This is a genomic window from Saliphagus sp. GCM10025317, assembly GCF_042663665.1.
Classification (GTDB): domain Archaea; phylum Halobacteriota; class Halobacteria; order Halobacteriales; family Natrialbaceae; genus Natronosalvus.
Map to the genome: position 1 here is coordinate 62,782 of NZ_JBHTAQ010000001.1, position 23,452 is coordinate 86,233.

Below are 23,452 nucleotides of genomic sequence, written 5' to 3' on the forward strand. Positions count from 1 at the left end.
GTCCGGGTCCGTTTCGTCACGACCTCGACTCACGCGATTGGATAGGCGAGCAGGAGGTGTTCTTCCGGCCAGTAAAATCGACCGTCGTAGTAGATCGGGGCTTCGGACTCTGCGAGAAAGTCGGTCACCGATCCGGGATCGACGTCGAACGAGAGCGGATTCGGCTGCAGGCGCTTTTCGTCGTCCCAGTTCGGGACCGCGTATCCGCCAACCGGATCGATCGGGAACGGAACGGCGGTTACCCGGAGGTCGTCCGGCTCTCCTCGGGTGTCTCCGTCGCTGGCTGCGCACTCGTCACCGTCCTCAGTACTGGCTCGACGGCCGCCAGCGGTCAGCACGTAAACCAGGGTTGGCCACCAGCTAGCGACGAACCGGCAGCTGCCGTCACCGACGACGGCTCGTGGCTGGGCGGTGTCGGTTCTGGCCGCACACTGCGTCGCCGTGGCCAGGCTGTGACCGTACAGGAGGAGTTCGCCGACAGTAGTGTCGCTCGAGCGGTCGCCATTGTCGTCGCCATTTTTACTCACTCCAGCGATCCCGGCGACCCCGGCAACCCCAGCGACGCTCCCGCGCTCGACGAGGTCGACGGCGAGCGATCGAGGACCGTCGATCTGAAACAGCTGGACGTTGTTCTCCGCCAGCGACGCCGGCTCGAGGACGCCGTCACGACAGGGAATACCGGTCTCGGAGCAGTCGCCGACGACGTGGAGGAAGTCCACCCCCGTCTCGAAGACGTCGGCGAGTTCCTTGCGAGAAGGGGTCTCGAGTGCCGTCACGGTCGGTGAGAGCACGTCGTCTCGTCGGCGGTAGCGATCGACGACAGAGGCTCGTTCCGCGTCGCCGACTTCGTCTGTGAACACGACGGCCACCGCCCGCTGTCGACGGTCGCGTCCGAGGTATTCGAGGCGATTGCGGTAGGCGGCGGGCATCGACGTAAACGCAGCGTTGGTTGGATCCGACGCGGCTCTACCCGACTGGAGGCGACCTCGCAGCCGAGTAATTGCCTCGAAATGCCGTTCGTCGCTCGAGGAGGAACCGGCTGCCGGTCGAGTTTTCTCGGTCGTTTTCGTCTCCGTCGCCTCTGACGCCTCTGTCACCTCTGACGCCTCAATCGCCTTCGGAAGTTCGATCGCCGCCATATCGTACAACAGATGGGGAAGCTGAGCGACCGACTCCGGCGACGGCTCGACCGTCATCCGGTACGGCCAGGCGGGAAGCGCCTCCTCGAGCGGCGGCCCTGGAAACGAGAGATAGGCCTCGAGACGCTCGGCGAGCGGTGCTTCGACGCACGGCTCGAGGTCGATTTCCGCTGACTCGAGGAGACCGTGCGCCCGAACGGTCCACTCCGAATCGTCGTACCACGTGGCGAGCATGTCGAGGAAGAAGACGCGCTTCAACAGCGCCGCCGCCTGGCCTTCGAACGCCGGAAGCGGGTCGAACTCGCGGTGGACGTCGACAGCAGGCGCACGAAGGACCGGTGCCGAGTTGTCCTGGACGCGGACGCGAGCCCCCAGATAGTACGCCAGTGGAGCCGCCGGCAAGAGAGCCGAGAGCGAGTCCGGGATCAGGAGTTCGATGCCGGTATCTGGTGTGGAGGCCTCGACGGCCGCTGGCACGGTCGTCTCAGAACCGAGGCGAATCGTCGGCGGGTAGCCCCGGTTGTTACGGTGGACTCGGTCGACCGATGTCGTCGTAATGGTAGCGCCGAGGTGCGACACGGCCGTTGCAAACCCCGCTGTCGTGGGTTCGACGGTCAACTCGTGGCGGGGGTAGTCGACGTACGTTTTGAAACCGAAGGTGACCGTCGTAGGGTGCGGGAACGATATCGTGAGACCGGATTCCGGTCGGTACCTGATCGTTCCGGCCCCGTCGAAGCAGAGGTGGACGATGATGCTCGATTCGACCGAACACCGGTACTGTCCCTCGGGTAACGAGTACCGGACCGGTCGGTCGGTGCCGACGTCGTCGCGGACAGTGGCCGTCGTTTGCCCGTTCCGTTCGACCTGAAACGAGCCATCGGACCGGGTGACTTTGAGGAAGTTCTGCAGGTCGTACCTGATCTCCGTGACTCGAGCCGTGACCGCCGCGTCGACCTGCTCGTCGATGTCGCAGTCGTCCACGAACGGGTCCCAGCCGGTCAGCTCAAACGAGAGCTCGTTCCCTGCGATGTCGGTTACGTCGAGGGACGAACTGGCGGTGTGGAACGTGACGTCGACGAGGTTGATGTCCGGGTTGGGATCGACACAGTCGCCGTTCACGCTACCACCCCCGACGTCAACGTGGTAGCCTTTCGGGGGGCTCGAGTGGACCGAGCGAGCCGAGTGGATCGAGTGATTCGAATGGATCGAGCGAATCCGACGAGTCGTGCGAGTCGAGTGAACCGAATCACTGGACATCACCGTTCGATTCCGTCACCGTCGACGAATCAGGCGTTTCAACCGCGGATTCGCTGGTGAGATAGACGTCCGTGAACTCGAATCGCGCCCCACCAGCCGATCCGTCAGTGCACTCGACGCTCCAGCCGTGTTCGTCGGCAATTCGCTCGACGATCGCGAGACCGAGTCCAGTACTTCCGGAGCCCGTACTGTAGCCGGAGTCGAATACGACCTCGCGCTCAGACGGCGGAATGCCCGGACCATCGTCCTCGACTGCGAACCCGTCGTCGCACGTGCCGACTTGGACGCAGACCGTTGATTCGCCTCGAGTTTCTGGTGAATCGTCGCCAGGTTCGGATTCGGACCCGGAAGGGACCGAAGCGGTACCGTGCTCAACGGCATCGTCGGCACGAGACCCGTGCTGATCGCGTGCCGAGCCGTGTTCCACCGAATTCCGGAACAGGTTCTCGAACAACTGGAGCAAGCGCGTCGGGTCCGCCTCGACCCAGACACCGCCGTCGTCCAGTTCGAGACGGGCGTCTCGAGTGTCGACGTGTTCCCAGGCCTGCTCGGCGACGGTGGACAGTCTAACCAGTTCGAGACTCCCCGTCGCGTCACCCGTGCGAGCGACCGCCAGCACGTCGTCGATGAGCTGTTCCATTCGGTCGTGAGCCTGCTGGATTGCGGTGACGGCGTCGTGGTCGTCGCCGAGTTCGTCCCGGACGAATCCCAGATAGCCGTTCGCGACGGTAAGGGGATTTCGGAGGTCGTGGCTGACGATGCTCGCAAACTGGTCGAGGCGCTCGTTCTGTCGCTCGAGTTCGCGCTCCCGGACTTTCAGCTCGGTGAGGTCGGTGTAGGTCCGGTATCCTCGGACCGTTTCGTCGCCCGTTGCAATCGGGACCGTTCGGCGTAAGAACGGCCGCGGTCCGGAGGGCGTGTTTCTGACGACTTCGGTTTCGGTTTCGGTCTCTCCGTCGGGTGCGTGTTCGATCAGCGGCGTTCGAGTGGGTTCGTCGGCACCGTCGTCGGGCGCCTCGAGTACGTCCGCGATCGATTCGCCGACGATCGATTCGGCGTCACGCCTGAAGACGCGAACGAACGCGGAATTGACGCGCTCGATCCGATAACTCTCGCCTTCGATTCGGTACTGGACGGCCGCGTCGGAAACGTTCTCGAACAGCGCCGCGAATCGATCGCGTTCGGTCTCCAGTGCCGCCTCGTATTCGACGCTGGTTCGAGCGTTGACCACGATTGCGACGAGCGTCTCGCCGATTCGCCGCTCGAGGTCGGAAAACGCGCCGAGTTCCGACGAGAACGCCTGGAATACGCCGTCGTCGCCGATGGGGATGGAGAGGACTGAGCGAAAGGAGTCACACGTCGGGGCGGCGTCGGTGTCGTCTCGGAGGTCGTCGACCACGATGGTGGACCCGGTTGCGAGCGTTCGGCCGGCGATGCCGGCGTCAGCCGAGAGGGGTTGGCCTGGGATCAGGTGGTTCGCGTACACTGCCCGGGGGATCAAGCGCCCGTCTCGCTGTGTACAGATGCTCGCGGCTTCGAACGACAGCGCGTCCGCCGCCGCGATCAGCGCGTGTTCGTAGACCGATTCGACGGACGTACACGCATCGAGCGTCGTCGCGATATCGCCGAGTCGTCCGATGGATTCGACGGTCTTCGAAGCAACCATAGTCGAGAGGAGAGAGACCAGCGTTCACGCCGTCGTCTCGTTTCATTCTTCGCATCCACTCATATAAATGTTCACGACCGTCAGTCAATCATCGGCACGCGGCCGTTCCCGAAACCTTTTGCTGGATGCGGTCCCCTGTCGAACCATGAACGAGTCGTTGCTGGAGATCCTTTGCTGCCCGCTCGACAAAGACGACCTCGAACTCGAGGACCCCGAGTACGGCGAAGACGACGAGATCATCTCGGGATCGCTCGTCTGCACCGGTTGTGGCGAATCGTACCCGATCGAAGACGGCATTCCGAACCTGCTCCCACCGGACATGCGCGAAACATCGCCGGCATAAGGTGATTTCGTGTCCCGCCACGCGGCCACCGTCACCGTCGATCGAACCGGGTCCGACAGCCTCACCGCCAGCGCCAGCTCGCTCGAGGCGAGCCACCCGTTCGAGATCCGGCTCGAGAGCGAGGGTGGGCCGGCACACGTTCACTGCCGGCTGACCGGCGAGCTAACAGGCGCCGCGTCGATCGAGGGGTTGAACGCGGGCAATGGGAACGCTCGAGACGGCAACCACTACGTCGACCCCGATCGACCGACCCCCATCCTGATCGACTTCGATCCGGTGGCGCTCGAGGCGCCGCTCGAGGGATCGATCGTCCTCTCGACGGGGTACGGCGCGACCGAAACGACGCTCGCGGTGACGTTACTCCCGACGACCCGGCCGGTCGACGTCGACCAGACGCTCGGCGAACCCGCTCGTGAGGAGCCGGAGCCGACGGCGCTCGAGCGCGGCGTCGAACAGCTTCGAGCCGTCAGCGGGCTCGAGCCCGGTACCCTCGGCGTCCTCGCTCTCGCGGTTCTCGCGATTGCGATTGCCTGGTCGACGGCGGCCGTAGTCGGTGGAACCGTCGCGTACGCCAGCGTGTTGATCGTCTCGATCGGCGTCGTCGTCGCGGTCGCCCTGCTGGTCGGACGGCTCGAGCCGCCGGGGTAAGGGCGGTAGAGGATAGAGGGTAAAGGGTAGAAGGGAGGAAACACCGACGCCAACACCGAACGCACCGACAGCGAAGTCGATAAACCGCTGCCATCCTAACGACCGAGTATGCAAGCGCTGGTCATCGCGGCACACGGATCGCACCTGAATCCGGACTCCGCACAGCCGACGTACGACCACGCGGATACGATCCGGAAGACGGGCGCCTTCGACGAGGTCCGGGAGGGGTTCTGGAAGGAAGAGCCCCACTTCCGGGAGGTGATACGGACCGTAGAATCCGACGAGGTGTTCGTCGTTCCCCTGTTCATCAGCGAGGGGTACTTCACCGAACAGGTGATCCCGCGAGAACTCCGCCTCGAGGGCTGGGACCCCGACCTGTGGGAGTCGGACGGCACCGACGCCACCGAAGTCACGCTTGAGGTCGGCGACGCCGAGAAGACGGTCCACTACTGCGGCCCCGTCGGGACCCACGACGCGATGACCGACGTGATCGTCAAGCGCGCCGAGACGGTAACCGACGACCCCGACGTCGGCCCCGGTTTCGGACTCGCGGTCGTCGGTCACGGGACCGAGCGAAACGAGAACTCCGCGAAAGCCATCGAACACCACACCGAGCGCATCCGCGAGATGGATCGCTTCGACGAAGTGCGAGCCCTCTACATGGACGAGGAGCCGGAAGTCGACGACGTCACCGATTACTTCGAGAGCGAAGACGTCGTCGTCGTCCCACTGTTCGTCGCCGACGGCTTTCACACCCAGGAGGACATCCCCGAAGACATGGGGCTCACCGAGGACTACCGAACGGGCTGGGACGTGCCCGGCATCGTCGACGGCCAGCGCATCTGGTACGCAGGGGCCGTCGGCACCGAACCGTTGATGGCTGACGTCATCCTGGAGCGCGCAGTCGACGCCGGCGCCGACGTCGGCGACGCGCTCGAGCAAGTCGGATCCTGGACGAACGAGAAGGAGACGCCGGCGGCGGGTGACTGACGTGGTCGAAGACGCTCCCGACTTTGACGCGTCGAACCAACGAGTCGCCGACGAGGTGCTCGAGACGCTCCTCGAGACGATCCGTGAGTCTGACGAGGACGGCCAGCCAGCGATCGACTTCGATGGACTGATCACGAAACGGGTCACGGACGGGTCAGCCTACCGACTCGAGACCCCGACAGAGATCGTCGAACTCGAGGCATCGACCGTCGCCGACGCGAACGCAGGCTCAGCGTCGAGAGACAATCTCCGCCGGACGCTCGAACCGATCGCCCCCTTCGTCACGAACTGGTACGTCTGGGAGCGAACGGTCGGCGGCCACGAAACCGCCCGGCGCGCGTTCTTGCGATGGTGTGAGGAAGCGCCGCTGGACGATCCGGAGGTCGAGGCAGCGTCGAAAACGGACGCGAACGACGTCCTCGAGCGATACGACGCCCTCGAGTCGGGCGTCGTCCGTCACTGGGGCGAACTCGAGCTCACGACTCGTCTCGCAACGGAAAACGGCGACCGCGCTGGCCGTGGCGAACGCAGCTACGAGATCCGACACGTCGAGGACGCCGACGCCACCGACGAGACGCTCGAGGATCACGACGACCCTCGCGACGCTCGCGAAATCGTCACCTACGACGAGGACGGGCGTTACCGGCCGCTGAAGACGGCTCCGACGCTCGTGACGGGGTGGCGCTTCGCCGGCCTGTCGGGTGACGACCTGGTCGAAACCGTCCGCACGATCTACCCGGCCACGGTCGCCAACTGGCACCGCGAGCAACGCGGCGACCTCGACGTCGACCACTGGCTCGAGACGGCCGAGCGCCAGACCGGCATCTACGACGTGATCGACGAACTCCCGCGAGAGGCCATCGAGTGGCTGACCGAGGCCTGCTGCGTCGACTCCCAGTGTCTCAAACGCCGCGAGTGGGAGTACGCGGCCGACGATCCGATCGACACCGACCCCGGCGACGGCGTCTTCCCTTGCCGGGAACCCTGCTCGCTCGTCATCGCGGCGGCCCGGAAGTGGGCCATCCTCGAAAGCGAGGAGGAGAAGACGTGGGAACTCGAGTTGACGACCACCGAGATGAATCAGTTGGCCGAAATTGTCGACGCCGTCGCCGACGGACGAGTGGACGAGATCCGCGAGGCGGACGTCTACGACGGCGCGAACCGCTACCGTGCGCGATACCTCCGCGCGAAGCGAATGGACGACGGTTCGCTCGGCGAGGAAGCGGCCGGTCGCTAGCGAGTCGAAACCCCCTCGAGATGGGATCGTCGGCCTCCTCGAGTCTCGAGCGCTGACCTCCTCGAGTCCCGAGCGCCGCTCCTTCTCCGTACGCTCGAGGTACTGGTCTCTTGCATACGCCGCACACAGCGTTTTGCCCGCTCGAGTGGTAACTGATGGCATGCTCGTCCAGCTCGAGCAGTACAAACACGAGGAGGTCCAGTTCGACGACAACCGAACGACCGGTGAATCCCAGACTGCGGACTCGATCGAACGGGAGTCAGAGGAGTACTTCGGCGAAGATATCGAGGATTTCGACGTCGAAACCTGGGAAACCATCGAGTACGAGGGCGATCCCATCCAACGTCGCGACGTCACAATCGACGGCGTCACTGCCGTCTCCGTTCCCCAGCGATCGAACGAGGACGACGACTCGGCGCTCCCCGGAAAGACCATCCAGGTCAGGCTCGAGGGGGGGCATCGAAACGTTCGAACAGGCGGAGATCGTCGAGGTGCAGGACGAAAATCCGAGCGAGTGAGCGGTCAGCGGTCAACGGTGAGCGGGATCCGCGTCGAGTGATCGATGGTTGATGAGTGAGGGATCTCGACGGTCGAGGGAATCAGGCTGCTCCTGAAGGCCGACAGCCCTCAGAACAGATTCTCGAGTTCGTCGTTCGCGAAGGCGTCAGCCGGGTCGCCGGCCGCTTTCTCGTCCTCGACTCGCTGGGCCGCACGCGCGCGGTCGAGGAACTCCTGAATCCGGTCGGAGCGTTCGACGCCGCCCAGCAGGACCAGCGCGGCGATTCGATCGCTATCGAGGAAGTCTCCACCTCGAACCTGCATGCTCTCGGTCTCATCCTCGAGCCAGCGCCGTGCCTTCTCGACTCCTTTGCGCGGAATCGTCTCCGGCTTCCCCGCGATGACCAGCAACGCCGCGTCGCCAACCCGCGCCTCCGGCAAACTCGTCCCGGTGAGCAACGCCTGCCTGGAGACGCTCATCACGCTTCGAATGTTCTGCGTGCTATCGTCGCTCGACGGCGCGCTCGCGTACCCCAGCGCGGCGATCCCACCCTGACGGAGTGTGTTGATGACCTCGCTCGAGTCGACGACGCTCTCACCGACGCCCTCGACGGCCTCGCCCGACGCGAAGAGCAGGCCGAATCGCTGCGCGATGTTTTGATTGATCGACTCGAATCCGCTCTCGACGCTCTCGCCCTGGCTGTGCCAGGCGTCGTTGTCGACGAGGATCGTCGCATCGGCCTCGCGAACGATCGTCTTCAGCGATCGGCCCGCGTTCGCCTGGTACAGCGACCCCTCGTTTCGCCCGGGGAGGATGCCGAGCGCGTAGACTGGGATGTCGTAGACCTGCTGGAGGTGGTGGACGAGGACCGGTGCGCCGCCGCTCCCGGTGCCGCCGCCGAGACCGGCTACGACGAAGATGGCCTCGGACCTGGAGGTGACGTGGCCATCGAGGTCGCCGAGCACCTCCTGGACGTCCGACTGCATGATCTCCGCACCGAGTTCGTTGTCGCCGCCGACGCCGTGACCGTTCACCCGGTCGGCGCCGATCAGGTGCGTCTCGACGTGCTCGAGCGACTGGAGGTCCGGGGTGGCGGAGTTGATGGCGAACGCTCCCTGGACGGCGTCGAAGTCCATTTCAGCGTCGAATTTCGTGAGGCGTTCGACCACCTTCCCACCGGCCTGGCCGATACCAATCAGGGCTACTTTCATATTCAGGAATCCGAGGGAATCAAGTTGAACGTTCCGGATCATTTTCACGGTCTGACGTTTATATGCGATGGCGCGGCCAGAGGGGGCCATGTTCCTGTTTCCCACCGCCCGCCGGGTGGTTCGACGGTACTGCGAGGGCTCGCCTCACTCGAGTACGGTTCCACCGATGGACCGTTCGAACCGGCGCGGGCAAACCGAACCGCTCGCCGCACTCGTGGCCGTCGCCACGGTCTGTCTCGCACTCGGCGTGTACGCTGGAGCACTCTCAGGAATGGGGCAGACGAGCAGCGATCGCTCCGTTGCAGAGCCCACGCTCGAGGCCGTGCACGCGACCATCGCTGCCGACGGTGTCTATGATCCGAACGGGCCGGACGACCCGGTCGCAAAGGTCCCGACGGATCGACTGCCCAGCGACCGGACCGTGACGGTGACGGTACTGGCGCTCGAGGATGGCCAGCCAGAAACGCGCCGCTGGGCGAAGTACGTCGACGGTCAGTACGAGCGTGGCTCTGCAACGGGTAACCGCCCGCCCTCATCCGCCCCGACACCCGGAGGGAGTGCTGACGACACCGCGACCCGTGCGATAGCCATCCTCGAGCCCTCGGGGAAAGTGTCGAGCGCCACGCTCCACGTGGAGGTCCAGTCGTGACGTCAGCATCCGGCCGCCTGTCATCAGTGCCTGACCTCCTGTCGTCAGTATCTGGTTTCGAGTCGTCCACGGCCGAAATCGTGTCGTCCACGGACGATACCGAGCCGTCCACGACCGATAATATCGAGACGGCCGTGGCTGATACCGGCGCCCGGAGGCACTGCATCGGCGACGACCGAGCCGTCAGTACAGTCCTCGACGTCGCACTCTGTCTCGTGTTGATGAGTGCCGCCGTCGGCATTCTCGGAATCTATCTCGCAGGCGACGAGGATACCAGCCACACCCCCGAAACGGCGACCCACGCGGTCGAACTGCTCGGCTCGACGACGGTCAGCGTCGAATACACGCTCGGACCGGCCCTCGAGCGCGCCTCCGAGGACGCTTACGACGACCCGGACGACTACACCAGGAGCGAACTCACGCGCGTGACACACGGCCCGGCCGCCGGCATCCTCGCTGACGCCGCACTCGCGAACGTGTCGCTCGAGGACGAACCGCTCACGCACGAGGGTCGCCTCTTCGCGATGGCGATCGAGGGGCCGATCGCCAGCGAGTTCGCGGTCGTCGACGGTGACGTCGCCGTGGCGGCCCACTGGACGCCCTACGAGGGGGCGCCGCTCGAGGGACGAGCGCGCATCGGCCCGACCCCATCGCCGACGGCCGACGTGAGTAGCGTCTCGATGACCGTACCTAGCGGCTTCAATTTCGACCGCTTCGACTCCGCCGATTTCGGCGGAGACGAGGACGACACCGAGAGCGAGGACGGGGGCGAGGGTGAGAACAAGGCTGGGAGCGACGAGAATCCAGACGTCGAGGCGTACCACCCTATCGCAACCAGCGTTTCCACGGCGATCGTCGAGGGATACTTCCCGCCGGAACAGACGTCGCTCGTACTCGAGCGCGGGGTCTCGACCGGGACCGAACCGTCTATCGATACGAACGGTTCGCGACCGCCCTGGACGGCATCGACCCTGCCGACCTCGAGGACCCACTCGAACAGTCCAATAGCGACGCACAGGCGGCGAACGCACACCTCGTCGACGCCCTCGCTCGGTCGATGGCTGCCGACATGGAAGCGCGGTTCGATACCCCCGAAGAAGCCGCGGAGGCCGTCGCGGTCGAGGACGTCACCATCGTCGTACGGGTGTGGGAGACGTGACCCGAACGCCCACCATCTCGCTCGCGGACGACGACCGCGGGCGAGTCCCGTTCGCGCTCATCGGTGTGCTGTTGCTCGTCAGCAGTATCACCCTCGTCGGCGCGCTCGAGTCGCGACCGACCCCCGAAACCGACGTCGATCCCGCTGTCGCGATGGACCGAACGACCGCGGCGACGCAAACGGCCATCCGACACGCGACCTTGGACGCGACCGATCAGGTCGCCAGCGAGCCGATTATCGAGCCCGCGAACACTTCCTACGGGGACCTCGTCAACGCCAGTAGCGACCGCGAGATTCTCGAGAACTACCTCGCCCTTCGAATTTACTTGAACGTACAGAGGAACCTCGCGGGCGCCGGGCAGGACGTCCGCGGAACGACCACGACCGTTTCTGTCCCGCCAGCGAACGACCTCGAGTCGCTCGAACGTGGGATGGACCGGGTGACGGTCTCGGCGAACGACGCCGGCCGACTCGAGGTGACGATCGACGGCGTCCGAACGACCGTCGAACGCGACGGCGAGACGGTCGCAAGCCGCGTCGAACCCGTGACGGTCTCCGTGCCGACGCCACTATTCGAACTCCAGCGCCGGACGGCCGCCTACGAGACCGCTCTCAACACCGGTGCGCTCGAGGGATCGGGCTTCGGTCGGCAATTCAGTGGGCGACTGTACCCGCTCGCGTGGGCCCGCGGCTACGCCCAGTACGCCGGGATGCCGGTCTCGGAGGTGATCGCCAATCGCCACGTCGAGGTGACGGCCAACAGCGCCGCCTACGCGACCCAGCGCGGCGTCTTCGGGACCCAGGACGTCGACGGTGGCGACGCCATACGCCAGGCCTGGCTCTGTCTCGCCGCCAAAGACGGCGACGACCTCTACGGTGGCTACAACGACGGCGAGTCGCCGAGCATCGACAGCCAGGACGTGTGTGATTCCCTCCAGTACGTCTACGGCGATCAAGTCGGCGGCAATCCGCCCGAGGCGCCGTCACTGCAGGACCTCTCCGGTCACGCACCCGGGATGGACGAAGAACAGACGATCGCGGTCAGCGAGAGTGCGTACATGCCGCTTCGATACATGTTCGACGAGGAAAACGAGCATTCGATTCCGGCAGCGTTCGATCGGGTCTACACCGTCGACGCCGCCTCGAGTGTCACGATCGACGAGACGCATACGCGAGCAGAACCCGCCCCGCCCGACGAAGGCGCACACTGGAAGCGTCTGGACCGCTCGCCGAGAACGTATCGTACCACGACGGTAACCGACGTCACCGTCCGCGATTCAGGTCGGGCGAGTGCCTATTACACCTACGACGCCACCGTCGTCAACGGCTACGAACGCACCGCGACCTGGAACGACACCCGCACGAACGAGACTGAACGGATCGAGACGAACGCGACTGCGACGAGTACGTTCGACGTGCGCGTTCGTCTGTACGAAGCCGATCACAGCCCGGACTCGAGGATCAAGGCCCATACCGAGTACGGCATTCAGCGAAAATACGGTGGGACCGGCGTCTACTCGAGCGACTTCAGCGACGTCCCAGACAAGGCTGCGAACGCGTTCGTCGGCGCACGCACCGGAGCCGGTTTCGAACGGCTACTTTCGGACGCCGCCGTCGAGGCTCACTCCGGAGCCGACCTCGAGCGTTCCCTCGCAATCCCGACGCGAAAACGACTCGACGCCGACTACGAGTACGGGGTCCTGGAGGCCGACGTGGTCGAGGATATCACTGCGATCCAGGCCGACTTGGAGGGCCTCGAGGTGACCTTCGAACGTGCAGACATGATCAAAGAACCTGGCGAGGACGGACCCGTCGAGGATTTGATCGCGGAGGTCGAGGCCGAACGGGATGACTACCTCGACCGACAAAGTCCGTACGCCGACCCGGCGGAAAAGGCGATGTACGAGGCTCGGCTCGCATACTTCGAACTCCTGCTCTCTGACCTGGAGGCTGTGGCCGAAACGCACGACGACGTGATGGCCGAACTGGACGACGAACTCGAGGAGGCGAACTCCGGATTAGCGGATGCGACGGCGTACATGCAGGAGGCGATGAGTACGTCAGAACCGGAGCCGGAGCCGATCGAGGAGGTTCCGTTGCTTGAGGGAGTGACCTACCGGGTGTCGGGGTCGCCGTCGTATCTGGTGACGGAGAACGTGACGGCCGAGCGGGTGCCGGCTGTCGGGAACGATTCGGAATTTGCGCCGATGGCGACGCGAAATGCGAACTACTTCTCGATTCCGTACGATTCGGTAATGACGGGTATTCTGTCGAAGATTCCGAGGTTAGATCTCGGGGAGGAAGAGCAGCGGGTGCCGATGCGGACGGCGGGGGAGACGTTGCGGGCGGCGAAGTTGGCAGAGGCGGTAGGGGCTGATTTAGAGGGGGAAATAACACAGATTGAATCTGCAATTGGAACCGGGTTCTCAAGTATCTCTTACGATATCTCAGACAGTGTCTCTTCGGAGTTAGATGGAGGTGAAGATCCAAATTTTGAACGGAAACGTGTTAACATCGAATCAGCTATTGAATCATATCTCGACGGGCATGGATCGATCGATAAAACAGCTATCGACTTCGGGAATGGGAATATTACGAAACCAATTTCCGAAGCAATTGTAGAAGAAGTGGCTGATGATTACCCCAGCGACTTTGATGGGCGACAAACTGCATGGGAAGCAAAGGTTAAGGCGATTTCCCGCCCAATTATTACTGAGAATATCGCGAACGAGACTATCTCTTTCCAATCTGGATTAGAAGAGATAGACGCTGAAATACGAGCAGAGATTGACCAGATAACTGATGACGTAATCGAGAAACGGTTAGAAAATGCAGAGATCATCAACGAAGAGGGCGATATTGTCATTAATGATGAAGAGAAATGGTTGACAGGCGATGCACCGAAACGTGTTCCTGCTGGCATTCCAATTACACCTGTTCCGGGATACTGGGTTGCGACGGCGAACGTCTGGGACGTGGATGTGGCAGCAAAGTACGCTCGATTTGAAATCGCAGCCAATACTGGAACGCCGCTGGTTACTGGAGGAACGACCTATGTTCGAGAGGACAAGAACGTTTCAGTAAATATCGGTGGCAACCAGAAGCGACTAGGTTCGAATAAGGCGATATCGTTTCGAGGGAGCACGGTCGTCGTAATTGTTGTTCCACCTGGTGGACAAGGAGTTGGTGATCGTACAGGGGTTAGAACTGAATGTACGGAAACGTGGCCCGATGTTGGGCATCTCGAAAACAGCGAGACAGTAGCCTGTGGCTCCTAAGAGAGTTCTTCGAAAGTCCACTTACTCGAGTGCATAGATCGTTCCCTCTCTCGTTCCGACGAGAAGGGTGTCATCAACAAAAGCTGGTTCCGACGCGACTTCTCCATCGGTCTCGAAGTACCACCGTTCATCACCAGTTGTTCTGTCGAATGCATAGACGCCATCTTTTGATCCCGTATATGCTAATTCGTTTGAGAGGGAAACGTTCCCCCAAACTCCACCAGTTTGAGTGGTCCACTGTAGTTCCCCAGCAATTGCGTCTACACATGCAACACCGTCTCGAGTGGTGACAAAGACGAAACCATTATGATAACTAATTGGAGTGACAATTGTATTGCGAACATCACATTGCCATTCAATATCACCAGTCTCTAAGTCTAATGCGTATACGGATTGACTTTGACGGACCCCGGCGTAAACATGGTTTTCTCCAACAGACAACCCCATAATCCTTTCGTCAATATCTGTTTTCCATACTAACTCCTTCGTGTTAATGTCGATAGCATATACTGCTGAAGGGATACTCGCTGCGTACAAGGTATCGTTCGATACAGCGATCACTTCTGATCCTCGACCTTCGACTTCGTATGTCCACAGAATTTCTCCTGATTCAGAATTTATCGCAACAACTAGATTGTCGTCTGTATTTGCAAAAATTGTCTCCCCAAATACTCGTGGGCTACTCAATATAGCAAGGTTTTCACTGAACGTATCCCAGACGCGTTTGCTGGTTTGTCTATTCCATGCAATTAAGTTACCTGTTCCATCAACCGCAAAGATCTCTTCCCCATTTACTGCAGCACTCTCTGGAAACATTGACGCACCTCGATCTACTGACCATTCGACTCCTCCCTCGAGCAAATCAATCGCGTAAAATGTTGAATCCCAACTTCCAATATACACCGTCCCATCAGCAATTGCCGCTCCACCCGTAATCCGGCCACCAGTCTCGAGTCGCCATCGCTCCGAAACCGAGTCCGTCGGGCCAGTTGCGGTCGGATGATATCCCGTATTCTGGATGTCGACACCGGCCATCGGCCACTCGTCGCTTGAGATAGTCGGTTCCTCGCCGGATAATCCCGAGACGAGTCCGCCATCGCTCGAGCCAGTGGATTGAGAGTCGTTCGAGTCGGTTTTCGGCGAATCGGAACTGCCAAAATCGGTACACCCGGCGAGGCTCGTGACGCTTGCACCAACGCACGTTGCGAGCCATCGTCGTCTCGTCTGGGAAGGCATTGACCGACAGATGCAGTAAAACTATAATAATGTATTGACTTGATTTTATAACCTTCATATAGGAATATCGAACCGAAACACGTCGATGAAAACCGACTTGGTGTTGACCGACCTTTCCCCACGTATGTTCTACGAGCAGCGTCTTTCCGTCCCGGACACTCGCGACTCGCTTCGAACCGAATACGACGACGACCTTCGATCGGCACTCGAGCACGCTGGCCTCGAGCAAGCCGAGACCGAAACCGACGTCGACCGATCGAAACTGGAGGCGCTCCGCGACGGGGAGGAACCGGACCTGACTCTCGAGGAGGCTGCCCAAATTCAGTCGCTTCAGGATGGCGAACCTGACCCGGAGACGATCGTCGAACTCGCGGGTGAACACCTGCTACTGGGGATGACGACGGCCGTCGTCGACGTGGATACGCTTGCGGCCGACCTCGACGGCGGTCTCGGCGCCACGGAGATTCAACAGAAGATCGAGCGCCGCGCCCCGATGACGTTCGAGGAGTACGTCGCGATTCAGTACGCGATCGTCGATCGCGGTATGTGAAGAGCGCAGTCGTTATGCACTCGGCTTCCCGAGTACAGATATGCGCGTCGCTATTCTCGGCTGTGGGTACGTGGGCCTGGAACTGGGCCGTCGAGCGAGGAACGAGGCCACGAGACGATCGGCGTTCGTCGGTCTGCGGCTGGAATCGAAGCGATCGAGGACGCCGATTTTGAGGGCGTCCAGGCCGACGTGACCGACGCGTCGGCGCTGGAGGATGTCCCCGACGTCGATGCAATCGTCTTCGCCGCAAGCAGCGGTGGACGAGGTGCGGAGGCCGCTCGAGAGGTGTACGTCGAGGGGCTCGAAACTGCGATCCGAGTATTCGGCGAACGAGACCACCAGCCGACACGCCTCGTCTACACGTCCTCGACGGGCGTTCACGGCGACCACAACGGCGAGTGGGTCGACGAGGAGACACCGATCGAGCCAACCACCGAAAAGACCGAGGTCCTGGCGGCGGCCGAGCGAATCGCCCTCGAGGGGCCGCCCGAGTACGGGGACGGCTTCGAGGGAACGGTCGCCCGCTTTGCCGGCCTCTACGGACCGGACCGGTATCGCCTGGAGCGCTATCTCGAAGGACCGGTCACCGCGGGGTACCTGAACATGGTCCATCGAGACGATGCCGCCGGTGCGGTTCGATACCTCCTCGAGCACGACCTCGGTCGCGGCGAAGTAGTGCAAGTGGTCGACGACGAACCGGCGTCGAAGTGGGCGTTCGCGGACTGGTTGGCCGAGCAGAGTGGGCTCGAACTGCCCGAAAAGCGAACGAAAGCGGAGCGACTCGAGGCCGGGGAGCTCTCGGCGGCGGCTCGGCGACGAATCCTGACGAGCAAGCGGTGTTCGAACGCAAAATTGCACGAACTGGGATACGAGCTCGAGTACCCAACCTATCAGGAGGGATACGAGTCAGCGATAGCGGCGTATCCGGGTAATACGCCCTCGTAGACGGTTGTTACGGGCGGTTTGTGGGCGTTACAATCGAGGGGAACCTTCATGGGCATTCAATTTGAGTGTGGGGTATGGGAACCCGGGGCGGCACACGAATCGATCCCGTGGCCGATGGTGCGAGTGGTGGCGTCGGGATGGTCAGCGAGTCCATCGAGTCGTTACGGGTGATCGACCCGCTCGTCCTCTCGCTGGGGGTCGTCGGACTCGTGGCACTCGCACTCGGTGGCTGGTGGGTTCTTCGCTGGTTCAACCGATCGCCGGGGAATCGGCTGCGACGACTCCTCACGAAGTACGACGACGTGGCGGTCGTGATGCATCCGAACCCCGATCCGGACGCGATGGCCTCGGCGATGGGCGTTGCGGCGATCGCAGAGAGCGTCGACACCGACGCGACGCTCTACTATCCGGGCGAGATCCGCCACCAGGAGAATCGAGCGTTTCGAACCGTACTCGAACTCGAACTCGAGACCGTCGAATCGGCCTCGGACATCGACTCAGAGACGGTCGTGCTGGTCGATCACAACACGCCGAGAGGATTCACCGGCGCCCAGATGGTCGAACCGCTCGTCGTCGTCGATCACCACCCTGGAAACGGTACAGGAACGACGTTTACCGACGTGCGAACGGAGTACGGCGCCGCGTCGACGATCCTGGTCGAGTACCTCGAGGAGATCGGCGTCGACCTGGTCGATAGCGAGGACTCCGGTGGTGGCGACGTGGACTTGACCGAGGAACTGGCGACGGGGCTGCTCTACGGCATCCTCTCGGATACGAACCACCTCACGAAAGGGTGTTCGGCGGCCGATTTCCAGGCCGCGTCGTTTCTCTTTCGGGCCATCGACGAGGAGAAACTCGACCGGATCGCGAACCCGCAGGTGAGCGACGACGTGCTCCAGATCAAGGCCGACGCGATCCAGAAGAAGCGCATCGAGGGATCGTTCGCCATCTGTGACGTCGGCGAGATCGGTAACGTCGACGCGATTCCCCAGGCCGCAGACGAGTTGATGCACCTGGAGGGCGTGACGGCGGTCGTGGTCTACGGCGAACACGACGGCACGATTCACCTCTCCGGTCGCTCTCGAGATGACCGCGTTCACATGGGAGAGGCGCTGCGCCACGCCGTCAGCGACATCCCGATGGCGAACGCGGGCGGTCACGCGCGTATGGGCGGCGGCCAAGTGTCGGTCGATCACATGAACGGCATCGGTCCCTCCGACGGCGTGAGCAAACCGGAGTTCGAAAAACGCGTCTTCTCGGCGATGGCGGGCGAGCGTTCCTGACGCCGTCGCTATTGCCAGCCCACCGACCCGAACGACTCGAGAGCCCGGGGGAGAGTCGGTCTTTTACCGTCGACAGTCCAAGACATGAGCATGGCTACCGGACCGGCGACGTGGGAATACCGCGACGACCACTACGAGGAGTTCGGGCGAACCTACTTCAGGCGCTACGGCGACGGGCTACTCTCGAGCATCGGTCTCGGGACCTACCTCGGCGAACCGACGGACGACGTCGACGAGGACTACGAGGCCGCCATCCTGCGAGCGCTCGAGCGAGGGTGCAATGTGATCGACACCGCGATCAACTACCGGTGCCAGCGGAGCGAACGCGTCGTCGGGCGGGCCCTCGAGCGGACGGATATCGACCGCGACGCGATTTTTGTCGCGACGAAGGGCGGCTTCGTCCCTTTCGACGGCGAGCGCCCGGACAACCCGGGCGAGTACGTCAGGGAAACGTACGTGGAGCCCGGGCTCGTCGACCGCGAGGACCTCGTTGCGGGGAGCCACTGCATCGCTCCCGACTACATCGAGGACCAGCTGGATCGATCCCTCGAGAACCTCGACACGCACGTCGACCTCTACTACGTGCACAACCCGGAGACCCAGTTGCGAGAACGGTCCCGAGAGGCCGTCTACGACCAGCTCGAGGCGACGTTCGTCCGTCTCGAGGAGCGGGCCGCCGCGGGAGACCTCTCACACTACGGCGTGGCGACCTGGGAGGCGTTCCGGGTCCCGGAGGATCACCCGTCGTACCTCTCTATCGGCGAAATCGTCGAACGGGCCCGCGCCGCCGCGCGCGAAGCGGGCACGGGTGGCACGCACTTCCGAGCGATTCGGCTGCCGTTCAACGTCGCGATGGCCGACGCGTTCACGGTCGCGAGTCAGCCCGGTCCGGAGGGGCCCCAGAGCGTCCTCCAGTTTGCCACCGAAGCTGGGCTCAACGTGTTCACGAGCGCGAGCATCGCCCAGGGTGAACTCGCGAGCGACCTTCCAGAAGACGTGGCGACAGTTCTCGAGGGGGACTCGCCGGTCCAGCGGGCGATCAACTTCGCGCGGTCGGCGCCAGGGGTAACGACGTCGCTGGTCGGCACGAGTCGGCCCGAACACGTCGAGGAGAACGTCGATACCGGGCGATTCGACCCGCTCGGCGCGTCGACGTTCGACGACCTCTTCGTCGGGCCCGACAGCGATTCCGGCGAGGCCAGCGAATCTCCTTCCACTCCCGCTCGCAGTCTGGACACCGCCGGATCGTGGTGATCGTGTCCGGGTCGTTCTCCGTCTTCAGCGGTTTCCCGCACTCGGCGCAGGTTACTCGCTCGTAGGTGTCTTTCTCGAGTTCCCCTTCGCGGAGCGCCTTCCGGATAGATTTCATGTTGACCACCTACGAAGGTGGAGAAGAAAAAGACCGGTGTCTCGGAACTATTTCGATTCGAATGTCACTGACCCCGCGTAGATACGGGCCAAAGCGCGTTGCCACCGGGTTTCGGGCCGCGTACGGGCTGGTCGTCCCGTTCGTAGAGTTGAGATAGTCGAAATAACAGCCTCGAGGCGGGCTTCGCCGAATTCGTCGCCGTTTTTACCCTCCAGCCGAACGATTCATCGATGGAGTACACGCAGGAGCGCGTCGCCACTCTCCACCGACTGACGGAGGCCCCCGTCGGATTCGACGGCCTCGAGCCCGTTCTCGAGCGGACCGTCGTCGTCGTGCCGATGACCGATCGGGAACAGGAGCGTCCCGCGGCGACGGGCGTCCTGTCGGCGCTCGAGTCGATTCGGCCGGCCCCCGAACGCGTGATCGTTCCGGTACGGGCCGACCCCGACCGGATCGAGTCGTTTCGCGAGTGGGCCAAGTCGTTCGACCTGCCGGTCCAGGTGCTGTGGTGTAACGCACCCGCCGTCGAGAATCTGCTGGCGAGGAAGGGACTCGACGGCGATCTAAGGAAGGGTCGGGACGTGTGGCTCGCGCTCGGTCCAGCGATTTCCCAGGGAGAGTACGTCGTCGTCCACGACGCCGACGCCACGAGCTTTCGGCCGGACCACGTCGCCCGGTTGCTCCAGCCGCTGGCGATGGGCTACGACTTCTCGAAGGGGTACTACGCGCGCGTCGAAGACGGCCAACTCTACGGGCGGCTCTGTCGGCTCCTCTACGAGCCCCTCGTCGAGGCGCTGCGCACCGAGCACGACGACCCCGTCGTCGAGTACCTCGCCGCGTTTCGATATGCGCTGGCGGGCGAGTTCGGGATGACGGCCGACCTCGCCAGCCGACTCCGGCCGCCCCGGGCGTGGGGACTCGAGGTGGCGACTCTCGGCGACGCGTTCGAGCACGCTGGCTTCGAGGGATCCGCGCAGGTCGACCTCGGCGTCCACCGACACGATCACCGAACCGTCGACGGCGAATCCGGCCTCGAGGGAATGAGTCGGGACGTCGCCTCCTCTATTCTTCGCGTACTCGAGGCCAACGACGTCGACATCGACTACGAGACCCTGGCGACGCGTTACCGCGCGGTCGCCGACCGTCTGATCGACCAGTACGGGGCCGACGCCGCATTCAACGACCTCTCGTACGATCGAGACGGGGAACGAGAGCAGGTAACGCGCTACGCGAGGTCGCTCACCCCACCCGGAGGGGAACGACGGTTCCCGCCCTGGACGGCGGCTCCCATCGATCCGGACGCGCTCGCCCAGGCGGCGACACCGTGGACGCCTTCGGCCGCCTCGCTCGAGTCGACCACGCAAGACTAATCACCGCTTCGTTCGTTGCAGGAGCTATGGGGACCGGACTCGACCAGCGGACGAGCGACGAACTCGCCGGGATCGTCGACCTCTTCGGCGGCCTCACCCGGACGGAACTCGAGCGCGCCCTCTCGGAGGTCGCGTTCCGCGCGGACGGGCAGTCGGTCGACGAGGACGCTGCAGCGGGAGCGATCGAGGCGTCGCTGGACGCGTTCGCGTTGGTTCGATACGAACCCCGTGGTGACGGTCACGCCACCGACGGAGGTGCCGAGGACAGCGACGTCGACGTCGACGGCAACGGCAATGGGGACGAGGACGCACTCTTCGTCCCCGGTCCGACCGCGTTCCCTCGCACCCCCGAGCACGCGGAGGACCTTCCGCACATCCTCGACGTGTCTCCGCGCGACCCTGACCAGGACGCGGTCGGGAAGGCCGCTCGAGACCGGTTTCTGGCGGACGTCGAGGCGGTGCTCGAGGATGAGGGCGGGCGTGACGACGGTAGCGAGAAGGTGGACGAGGATAACGACGAAACCGAGAACGTAGACGGGGGCGACAACGAAACCGAGAGCGTGGACGAAACGGCCATCGAGGACCTGATCGATCTGAGCTACGACCTCGAGGCGTGGGCTCCGCTCGACCTGACGGCCGAACGAACAAGACTCGTCGAGGCGCTCGGGGACGCCTGACCAGGGATCCGTATGACGACACGACGGCTCACACTCGAGGCGGTCACCGACTTTCAGCCCACCGAGATCGACGACCAGCCGTACGATGCCGCCGTACTCGCCCCCGTGGTCGACCGCGACGGCGAGGACCACCTGCTCTTTACGCGCCGGGCCGACCACCTCGGAGAACACCCCGGCCAGATGAGTTTTCCCGGCGGCGGCAGGGAGCCACACGACGGCTCGATCCTCGAGACCGCCCTCCGGGAGGCCGACGAGGAGATCGGTCTCGAGCCGTCGGCGGTCGACGTGGTCGGCCAGCTAGACGACATTCGAACGGTCACGGAGTACGCCGTCACGCCGTTCGTCGGGCGGATTCCGGATCGTTCGTACGACCCGGACGAGCGCGAGGTGGCCGAAATCGTCGTCCTGCCGCTCTCAGGATTTCTCGACCCGGACAACTACGAGTACGACAGACGCGACCACCCCTACTACGGCGACATCGTCATCCACTACTTTCACGTCGACGGCTACACCGTCTGGGGGGCAACCGGGCGCATTCTCGTCCAGTTGCTCGAGCTGTCGACGCCGTTCGAGGCGCCCGAGCGGGTCGAACGCTCGCAGTACTGACGACCCGCCGTGGTAGGTGGGTAGGTAGGTATGTACCAGAAGATCTGTATTGACCGACTCACCGAACGATCGTCACGGGGACCGGCGACCGACGAGCGACCGTCTCCGCGACGCTCCCCAGGAGGATGCGACTCGCACCCCGTCGACCGTGGCTCCCGATGACGATCTGATCGACCGAGTGCTCCTCGGCGTAGTCGATGATCGAGTGCGCGACGCGACCGACAACGAGTTCGGTCTCGCAGTCGACGCCGCGGTCGGCCGCCTTCTCGGCGACGTTCTCGAGCAGTGTTTCGCCACGTTCCTTGCTCTGTCGGTGGATCTCCTCGTAGTTGATCATCGCGCCGCCCTCGAGACCCGGCGCCCCGTAGAGGTCGGCCGGGTCGATGACGTGGAGGCCGACGATGGTCGCGTCCGGGTGCTCCTCGAACGCGAACTCGAGGGCGTCTGCCGCACGGTCGGAGCCGTCGACTGGAACCAGGATTCGGTTTCGCATGGGTGAACGTATACGCTCCAGTATGTTAATATCGGCCACCGTTCCCGGCGGGATGGAACGGGCTAGCATCTCCCGTTCTCGGCAGGCTGAAGTCTCTTGCACGGTCGACCGCGCCACGAAAATGGCGCCGCTGCTCGAGAAGAGCAGAACGCGTTCACAGAAAGTGAGTCTCGAGTGCTCGAATGGACGAGTGCTCGAGTGGCCGAGTCCGCGATTACTCGGAACTGCGTTTGCCGCTGTTCAGCGATGGACGGACCTGCTCGGTTCCCTTGCCGCGGTTGTAGAGACCACGGTTGGACTTGCCGGCGTTGGTCAGCCCGCGGAAGGCGCGGTTCTTGTGCGTGTCGGCACAGATCCAGTTGAGGTCGTCGTCGTTTTCGATGGCGGGGTGGTTCGGGTCGACGAGAATCACTTCGAACCACTTCTGCCCGCCGTCTTCACCGACCCAGTAGCTGGCGAGGACGCGGAGGTTGGGGTACTTTCGGGAGACGCGCTCTTCACCGATGCGCTGGATGTTTTTCCGGCGCCCGATGCGGTTGACGCCCTGGCGCTTCGTCCGGCGCCCGGCCTTGTGTCGCTGCTTGCGCGCGTTCCCTTTACGGACGGCGACGCGCGTCACGACGATGCCTTGCTTCGCTTTGTAGCCGAGTTCGCGCGCCTTGTCCAGTCGCGTCGGGCGCTCGATGCGCTCGATGGCGCCTTCTTTGCGCCACTTCTGTTTTCGTTGCCACTGCAGTTCGCCGAGCTTACCGTCGCCCGGGTTCTTCCATGCCTCCTTGATGTGGGAGTAGAAGCTTCGTGCCATTGGTAGTCTGCGGGCGTTTCCCGGTTCAGAAGCGATCTCGCG

The 23,452-nt window shown here is 63.3% G+C and carries 19 protein-coding genes and 3 pseudogenes; 15 read left to right on the forward strand and 7 right to left on the reverse strand.

From position 1 onward, the window contains the following. Nucleotides 1-29 precede the first annotated feature (29 nt). Complete coding sequence (locus ACFQS4_RS00385) at nucleotides 30-2,258, reverse strand: hypothetical protein (protein ID WP_500191598.1); 2,229 nt, start codon at nucleotides 2,256-2,258, stop codon at nucleotides 30-32. 127 nt (nucleotides 2,259-2,385) lie between these two features. Next, nucleotides 2,386-4,062, reverse strand: a complete 1,677-nt coding sequence (locus ACFQS4_RS00390) for a GAF domain-containing sensor histidine kinase (RefSeq protein ID WP_500191600.1) — start codon at nucleotides 4,060-4,062, stop codon at nucleotides 2,386-2,388. A gap of 145 nt (nucleotides 4,063-4,207) precedes the next feature. Between ACFQS4_RS00390 and ACFQS4_RS00395 the strand changes: the two genes are divergently transcribed. The 5 genes from ACFQS4_RS00395 (at nucleotide 4,208) to ACFQS4_RS00415 (ending at nucleotide 7,839) form a co-directional block, all read left to right on the forward strand. Then, a complete protein-coding gene (locus tag ACFQS4_RS00395; RefSeq protein WP_500191603.1) occupies nucleotides 4,208-4,405 on the forward strand; it encodes a methytransferase partner Trm112 in 198 nt (65 codons plus the stop codon). Nucleotides 4,406-4,414: 9 nt separating this feature from the next. After that, nucleotides 4,415-5,053: a DUF7524 family protein gene (locus ACFQS4_RS00400; protein WP_500191606.1), complete on the forward strand. Its 639-nt coding sequence runs from the start codon at nucleotides 4,415-4,417 to the stop codon at nucleotides 5,051-5,053. A 108-nt stretch (nucleotides 5,054-5,161) separates the two neighbouring features. Beyond that, nucleotides 5,162-6,043, forward strand: coding sequence for a CbiX/SirB N-terminal domain-containing protein (locus ACFQS4_RS00405; RefSeq protein WP_500191608.1), 882 nt, complete (start codon nucleotides 5,162-5,164; stop codon nucleotides 6,041-6,043). Nucleotides 6,044-6,098: 55 nt separating this feature from the next. After that, complete coding sequence (locus ACFQS4_RS00410; RefSeq protein WP_500191664.1) at nucleotides 6,099-7,280, forward strand: DR2241 family protein; 1,182 nt, start codon at nucleotides 6,099-6,101, stop codon at nucleotides 7,278-7,280. Between the two features lie 160 nt (nucleotides 7,281-7,440). Next, complete coding sequence (locus ACFQS4_RS00415) at nucleotides 7,441-7,839, forward strand: hypothetical protein (protein WP_500191610.1); 399 nt, start codon at nucleotides 7,441-7,443, stop codon at nucleotides 7,837-7,839. Nucleotides 7,840-7,907: 68 nt separating this feature from the next. On the opposite strand, the gene ACFQS4_RS00420 is transcribed toward ACFQS4_RS00415, so the two are convergent. After that, the gene (locus ACFQS4_RS00420; RefSeq protein ID WP_500191612.1) at nucleotides 7,908-8,990 is read right to left on the reverse strand and encodes a tubulin/FtsZ family protein; all 1,083 of its coding nucleotides are present in this window, start codon (nucleotides 8,988-8,990) and stop codon (nucleotides 7,908-7,910) included. 88 nt (nucleotides 8,991-9,078) lie between these two features. Here ACFQS4_RS00420 and ACFQS4_RS00425 point away from each other — a divergent pair, with 88 nt between their 5' ends. The 3 genes and pseudogenes from ACFQS4_RS00425 (at nucleotide 9,079) to ACFQS4_RS00435 (ending at nucleotide 14,076) form a co-directional block, all read left to right on the forward strand. Further along, on the forward strand, nucleotides 9,079-9,639 hold the full coding sequence (locus tag ACFQS4_RS00425; RefSeq protein WP_500191615.1) for a DUF7285 family protein: 561 nt from the start codon (nucleotides 9,079-9,081) through the stop codon (nucleotides 9,637-9,639). A gap of 221 nt (nucleotides 9,640-9,860) precedes the next feature. Then, a pseudogene (locus ACFQS4_RS00430) lies at nucleotides 9,861-10,798 on the forward strand (DUF7284 family protein). Then, nucleotides 10,786-14,076: a DUF7286 family protein gene (locus ACFQS4_RS00435; RefSeq protein WP_500191618.1), complete on the forward strand. Its 3,291-nt coding sequence runs from the start codon at nucleotides 10,786-10,788 to the stop codon at nucleotides 14,074-14,076. The pseudogene ACFQS4_RS00430 and the gene ACFQS4_RS00435 overlap by 13 nt, the downstream one beginning before the upstream one ends. A 21-nt stretch (nucleotides 14,077-14,097) precedes the next feature. Here the strand turns inward: ACFQS4_RS00435 and ACFQS4_RS00440 are convergent, their stop codons facing one another. Further along, complete coding sequence (locus ACFQS4_RS00440) at nucleotides 14,098-15,111, reverse strand: outer membrane protein assembly factor BamB family protein (RefSeq protein WP_500191622.1); 1,014 nt, start codon at nucleotides 15,109-15,111, stop codon at nucleotides 14,098-14,100. A 325-nt stretch (nucleotides 15,112-15,436) separates the two neighbouring features. Here ACFQS4_RS00440 and ACFQS4_RS00445 point away from each other — a divergent pair, with 325 nt between their 5' ends. The 4 genes and pseudogenes from ACFQS4_RS00445 (at nucleotide 15,437) to ACFQS4_RS00460 (ending at nucleotide 19,344) form a co-directional block, all read left to right on the forward strand. Beyond that, on the forward strand, nucleotides 15,437-15,862 hold the full coding sequence (locus tag ACFQS4_RS00445) for a DUF5791 family protein (RefSeq protein WP_500191625.1): 426 nt from the start codon (nucleotides 15,437-15,439) through the stop codon (nucleotides 15,860-15,862). 40 nt (nucleotides 15,863-15,902) lie between these two features. Continuing rightward, nucleotides 15,903-16,807: pseudogene (locus tag ACFQS4_RS00450) on the forward strand (SDR family oxidoreductase). A gap of 137 nt (nucleotides 16,808-16,944) precedes the next feature. After that, a complete protein-coding gene (locus ACFQS4_RS00455; RefSeq protein WP_500191666.1) occupies nucleotides 16,945-18,090 on the forward strand; it encodes a DHH family phosphoesterase in 1,146 nt (381 codons plus the stop codon). A gap of 90 nt (nucleotides 18,091-18,180) precedes the next feature. Then, the gene (locus ACFQS4_RS00460) at nucleotides 18,181-19,344 is read left to right on the forward strand and encodes an aldo/keto reductase (protein ID WP_500191629.1); all 1,164 of its coding nucleotides are present in this window, start codon (nucleotides 18,181-18,183) and stop codon (nucleotides 19,342-19,344) included. On the opposite strand, the pseudogene ACFQS4_RS00465 reads toward ACFQS4_RS00460, so the two are convergent. After that, nucleotides 19,292-19,459 (reverse strand): annotated as a pseudogene (locus tag ACFQS4_RS00465) (HVO_0758 family zinc finger protein); the annotation flags it as partial. The gene ACFQS4_RS00460 and the pseudogene ACFQS4_RS00465 overlap by 53 nt on opposite strands. Before the next feature lie 230 nt (nucleotides 19,460-19,689). Between ACFQS4_RS00465 and ACFQS4_RS00470 the strand changes: the two are divergent. From ACFQS4_RS00470 to ACFQS4_RS00480, 3 genes are read left to right on the forward strand one after another with little or no spacing between them, the layout of a single operon-like run. Continuing rightward, nucleotides 19,690-20,829 carry a glycosyltransferase family protein gene (locus tag ACFQS4_RS00470; protein WP_500191631.1) on the forward strand — a complete coding sequence of 380 codons (1,140 nt, stop codon included), beginning with the start codon at nucleotides 19,690-19,692 and terminating at the stop codon, nucleotides 20,827-20,829. Nucleotides 20,830-20,855: 26 nt separating this feature from the next. Further along, nucleotides 20,856-21,506, forward strand: coding sequence for a DUF7109 family protein (locus tag ACFQS4_RS00475; protein ID WP_500191634.1), 651 nt, complete (start codon nucleotides 20,856-20,858; stop codon nucleotides 21,504-21,506). 12 nt (nucleotides 21,507-21,518) lie between these two features. Beyond that, nucleotides 21,519-22,112 carry an NUDIX hydrolase gene (locus ACFQS4_RS00480; protein WP_500191638.1) on the forward strand — a complete coding sequence of 198 codons (594 nt, stop codon included), beginning with the start codon at nucleotides 21,519-21,521 and terminating at the stop codon, nucleotides 22,110-22,112. A 58-nt stretch (nucleotides 22,113-22,170) separates the two neighbouring features. Here the strand turns inward: ACFQS4_RS00480 and ACFQS4_RS00485 are convergent, their stop codons facing one another. Continuing rightward, a complete protein-coding gene (locus ACFQS4_RS00485) occupies nucleotides 22,171-22,605 on the reverse strand; it encodes a universal stress protein (RefSeq protein ID WP_254157156.1) in 435 nt (144 codons plus the stop codon). A gap of 214 nt (nucleotides 22,606-22,819) precedes the next feature. Further along, a complete protein-coding gene (locus tag ACFQS4_RS00490) occupies nucleotides 22,820-23,410 on the reverse strand; it encodes a 50S ribosomal protein L15e (protein WP_500191642.1) in 591 nt (196 codons plus the stop codon). Nucleotides 23,411-23,452 lie beyond the last annotated feature (42 nt).

What these genes read in the sequence shown, in the direction of transcription:
- ACFQS4_RS00390 (WP_500191600.1), bottom strand. Translation starts at nt 4,062, where the DNA reads ATGGTTGCTTCGAAGACCGTCGAATCCATCGGACGACTCGGCGATATC.
- ACFQS4_RS00395 (WP_500191603.1), top strand. Translation starts at nt 4,208, where the DNA reads ATGAACGAGTCGTTGCTGGAGATCCTTTGCTGCCCGCTCGACAAAGAC.
- ACFQS4_RS00405 (WP_500191608.1), top strand. Translation starts at nt 5,162, where the DNA reads ATGCAAGCGCTGGTCATCGCGGCACACGGATCGCACCTGAATCCGGAC.
- ACFQS4_RS00415 (WP_500191610.1), top strand. Translation starts at nt 7,441, where the DNA reads ATGCTCGTCCAGCTCGAGCAGTACAAACACGAGGAGGTCCAGTTCGAC.
- ACFQS4_RS00420 (WP_500191612.1), bottom strand. Translation starts at nt 8,990, where the DNA reads ATGAAAGTAGCCCTGATTGGTATCGGCCAGGCCGGTGGGAAGGTGGTC.
- ACFQS4_RS00425 (WP_500191615.1), top strand. Translation starts at nt 9,079, where the DNA reads ATGTTCCTGTTTCCCACCGCCCGCCGGGTGGTTCGACGGTACTGCGAG.
- ACFQS4_RS00440 (WP_500191622.1), bottom strand. Translation starts at nt 15,111, where the DNA reads ATGGCCGGTGTCGACATCCAGAATACGGGATATCATCCGACCGCAACT.
- ACFQS4_RS00445 (WP_500191625.1), top strand. Translation starts at nt 15,437, where the DNA reads ATGTTCTACGAGCAGCGTCTTTCCGTCCCGGACACTCGCGACTCGCTT.
- ACFQS4_RS00455 (WP_500191666.1), top strand. Translation starts at nt 16,945, where the DNA reads ATGGTCAGCGAGTCCATCGAGTCGTTACGGGTGATCGACCCGCTCGTC.
- ACFQS4_RS00460 (WP_500191629.1), top strand. Translation starts at nt 18,181, where the DNA reads ATGGCTACCGGACCGGCGACGTGGGAATACCGCGACGACCACTACGAG.
- ACFQS4_RS00470 (WP_500191631.1), top strand. Translation starts at nt 19,690, where the DNA reads ATGGAGTACACGCAGGAGCGCGTCGCCACTCTCCACCGACTGACGGAG.
- ACFQS4_RS00475 (WP_500191634.1), top strand. Translation starts at nt 20,856, where the DNA reads ATGGGGACCGGACTCGACCAGCGGACGAGCGACGAACTCGCCGGGATC.
- ACFQS4_RS00480 (WP_500191638.1), top strand. Translation starts at nt 21,519, where the DNA reads ATGACGACACGACGGCTCACACTCGAGGCGGTCACCGACTTTCAGCCC.
- ACFQS4_RS00485 (WP_254157156.1), bottom strand. Translation starts at nt 22,605, where the DNA reads ATGCGAAACCGAATCCTGGTTCCAGTCGACGGCTCCGACCGTGCGGCA.
- ACFQS4_RS00490 (WP_500191642.1), bottom strand. Translation starts at nt 23,410, where the DNA reads ATGGCACGAAGCTTCTACTCCCACATCAAGGAGGCATGGAAGAACCCG.